This is a genomic window from Vibrio sp. V43_P6S15P86 (assembly GCF_009904725.1).
Classification (GTDB): Bacteria; Pseudomonadota; Gammaproteobacteria; order Enterobacterales; family Vibrionaceae; genus Vibrio; species Vibrio diabolicus.
This window is the reverse complement of the sequence record NZ_WXWT01000479.1, coordinates 1-3,132: the sequence shown is the minus strand read 5'-3', so window position 1 is coordinate 3,132 and position 3,132 is coordinate 1. Positions and strand designations below refer to the sequence as shown.

2 rRNA genes are annotated in these 3,132 nt (G+C 51.1%); both read left to right on the top strand.

The features are described from left to right. The first annotated feature begins 22 nt into the window (after positions 1–22). Positions 23–2,913, top strand: a 23S ribosomal RNA gene (locus CAG69_RS21525). 93 nt (positions 2,914–3,006) lie between these two features. Next, a 5S ribosomal RNA gene (rrf, locus tag CAG69_RS21520) occupies positions 3,007–3,123 on the top strand. The last annotated feature ends 9 nt before the right edge of the window (positions 3,124–3,132 follow it).

Below are 3,132 nucleotides of genomic sequence, written 5' to 3'. Positions count from 1 at the left end.
TCGAAACTCCTTCGGGTTGTATGGTTAAGTGACTAAGCGTACACGGTGGATGCCTTGGCAGTCAGAGGCGATGAAGGACGTATTAACTTGCGATAAGCCCAGATTAGGTAGTAAAAACCACTTGAGTCTGGGATTTCCGAATGGGGAAACCCACTTACATAAGTAAGTATCGTTATGTGAATACATAGCATAACGAGGCGAACCGGGGGAACTGAAACATCTAAGTACCCCGAGGAAAAGAAATCAACCGAGATTCCGAAAGTAGCGGCGAGCGAAATTGGACTAGCCCTTAAGCTTTATAGGCGTTAGGTGAACAAGCTGGAAAGCTTGGCGATACAGGGTGATAGCCCCGTAACTGACGACGCATATTCAGTGAAATCGAGTAGGGCGGGACACGTGATATCCTGTCTGAATATGGGGGGACCATCCTCCAAGGCTAAATACTACTGACTGACCGATAGTGAACCAGTACCGTGAGGGAAAGGCGAAAAGAACCCCTGTGAGGGGAGTGAAATAGAACCTGAAACCGTGTACGTACAAGCAGTAGGAGCAGGCTTTGTCCTGTGACTGCGTACCTTTTGTATAATGGGTCAGCGACTTATATTCAGTGGCAAGGTTAACCATCTAGGGGAGCCGTAGGGAAACCGAGTCTTAACTGGGCGTTCAGTCTCTGGATATAGACCCGAAACCAGGTGATCTAGCCATGGGCAGGTTGAAGGTTGAGTAACATCAACTGGAGGACCGAACCGACTAATGTTGAAAAATTAGCGGATGACTTGTGGCTAGGGGTGAAAGGCCAATCAAACCTGGAGATAGCTGGTTCTCCCCGAAAGCTATTTAGGTAGCGCCTCGGACGAATACTACTGGGGGTAGAGCACTGTTAAGGCTAGGGGGTCATCCCGACTTACCAACCCTTTGCAAACTCCGAATACCAGTAAGTACTATCCGGGAGACACACGGCGGGTGCTAACGTCCGTCGTGGAGAGGGAAACAACCCAGACCGCCAGCTAAGGTCCCAAATTACTACTAAGTGGGAAACGATGTGGGAAGGCTCAGACAGCCAGGATGTTGGCTTAGAAGCAGCCATCATTTAAAGAAAGCGTAATAGCTCACTGGTCGAGTCGGCCTGCGCGGAAGATGTAACGGGGCTAAGTAGTAAACCGAAGCTGCGGCAATGCACTTTAGTGCATTGGGTAGGGGAGCGTTCTGTAAGCGGTTGAAGGTGTGTGGTAACGCATGCTGGACGTATCAGAAGTGCGAATGCTGACATGAGTAACGATAAAGGGGGTGAAAAACCTCCTCGCCGGAAGACCAAGGGTTCCTGTCCAACGTTAATCGGGGCAGGGTAAGTCGACCCCTAAGGCGAGGCCGAAAGGCGTAGTCGATGGGAAACGGGTTAATATTCCCGTACTTCTTACAATTGCGATGGGGGGACGGAGAAGGCTAGGTGGGCCTGGCGACGGTTGTCCAGGTTCAAGTGCGTAGGCTGAAGAGTTAGGTAAATCCGGCTCTTCTTAAGGCTGAGACACGACGTCGAGCATCTACGGATGTGAAGTCATTGATGCCATGCTTCCAGGAAAAGCCTCTAAGCTTCAGATTGTAAGGAATCGTACCCCAAACCGACACAGGTGGTCGGGTAGAGAATACCAAGGCGCTTGAGAGAACTCGGGTGAAGGAACTAGGCAAAATGGTACCGTAACTTCGGGAGAAGGTACGCTCTCGACGGTGAAGTCCCTCGCGGATGGAGCTATTGAGAGTCGCAGATACCAGGTGGCTGCAACTGTTTATTAAAAACACAGCACTGTGCAAAATCGCAAGATGACGTATACGGTGTGACGCCTGCCCGGTGCCGGAAGGTTAATTGATGGGGTTAGACTTCGGTCGAAGCTCTTGATCGAAGCCCCGGTAAACGGCGGCCGTAACTATAACGGTCCTAAGGTAGCGAAATTCCTTGTCGGGTAAGTTCCGACCTGCACGAATGGCGTAATGATGGCCACGCTGTCTCCACCCGAGACTCAGTGAAATTGAAATCGCTGTGAAGATGCAGTGTACCCGCGGCTAGACGGAAAGACCCCGTGAACCTTTACTACAGCTTGGCACTGAACATTGACCCTACATGTGTAGGATAGGTGGGAGGCTTTGAAGCGCAGTCGCTAGATTGCGTGGAGCCGTCCTTGAAATACCACCCTTGTAGTGTTGATGTTCTAACGTCGACCCCTTATCGGGGTTGCGGACAGTGCCTGGTGGGTAGTTTGACTGGGGCGGTCTCCTCCCAAAGCGTAACGGAGGAGCACGAAGGTGGGCTAATCACGGTTGGACATCGTGAGGTTAGTGCAATGGCATAAGCCCGCTTGACTGCGAGAATGACAATTCGAGCAGGTGCGAAAGCAGGTCATAGTGATCCGGTGGTTCTGAATGGAAGGGCCATCGCTCAACGGATAAAAGGTACTCCGGGGATAACAGGCTGATACCGCCCAAGAGTTCATATCGACGGCGGTGTTTGGCACCTCGATGTCGGCTCATCACATCCTGGGGCTGAAGTCGGTCCCAAGGGTATGGCTGTTCGCCATTTAAAGTGGTACGCGAGCTGGGTTTAGAACGTCGTGAGACAGTTCGGTCCCTATCTGCCGTGGGCGTTGGAGAATTGAAAGGGGCTGCTCCTAGTACGAGAGGACCGGAGTGGACGAACCTCTGGTGTTCGGGTTGTGTCGCCAGACGCATTGCCCGGTAGCTAAGTTCGGGATCGATAACCGCTGAAAGCATCTAAGCGGGAAGCGAGCCTTGAGATGAGTTCTCCCTGATACTTTAAGTATCCTAAAGGGTTGTCGTAGACTACGACGTTGATAGGCAGGGTGTGTAAGCGTTGTGAGGCGTTGAGCTAACCTGTACTAATTGCCCGTGAGGCTTAACCATACAACACCCAAGGGGTTTTGATGGACTCAATGAAAGAACATTGAATGTGTAAGAACGAGAATTAAGAAACAGCTTTCCGAATTAAAGAATTTGCTTGGCGACCATAGCGTTTTGGACCCACCTGATTTCCATGCCGAACTCAGAAGTGAAACGAAATAGCGCCGATGGTAGTGTGGGGCTTCCCCATGTGAGAGTAGGACATCGCCAGGCTTTAAATTT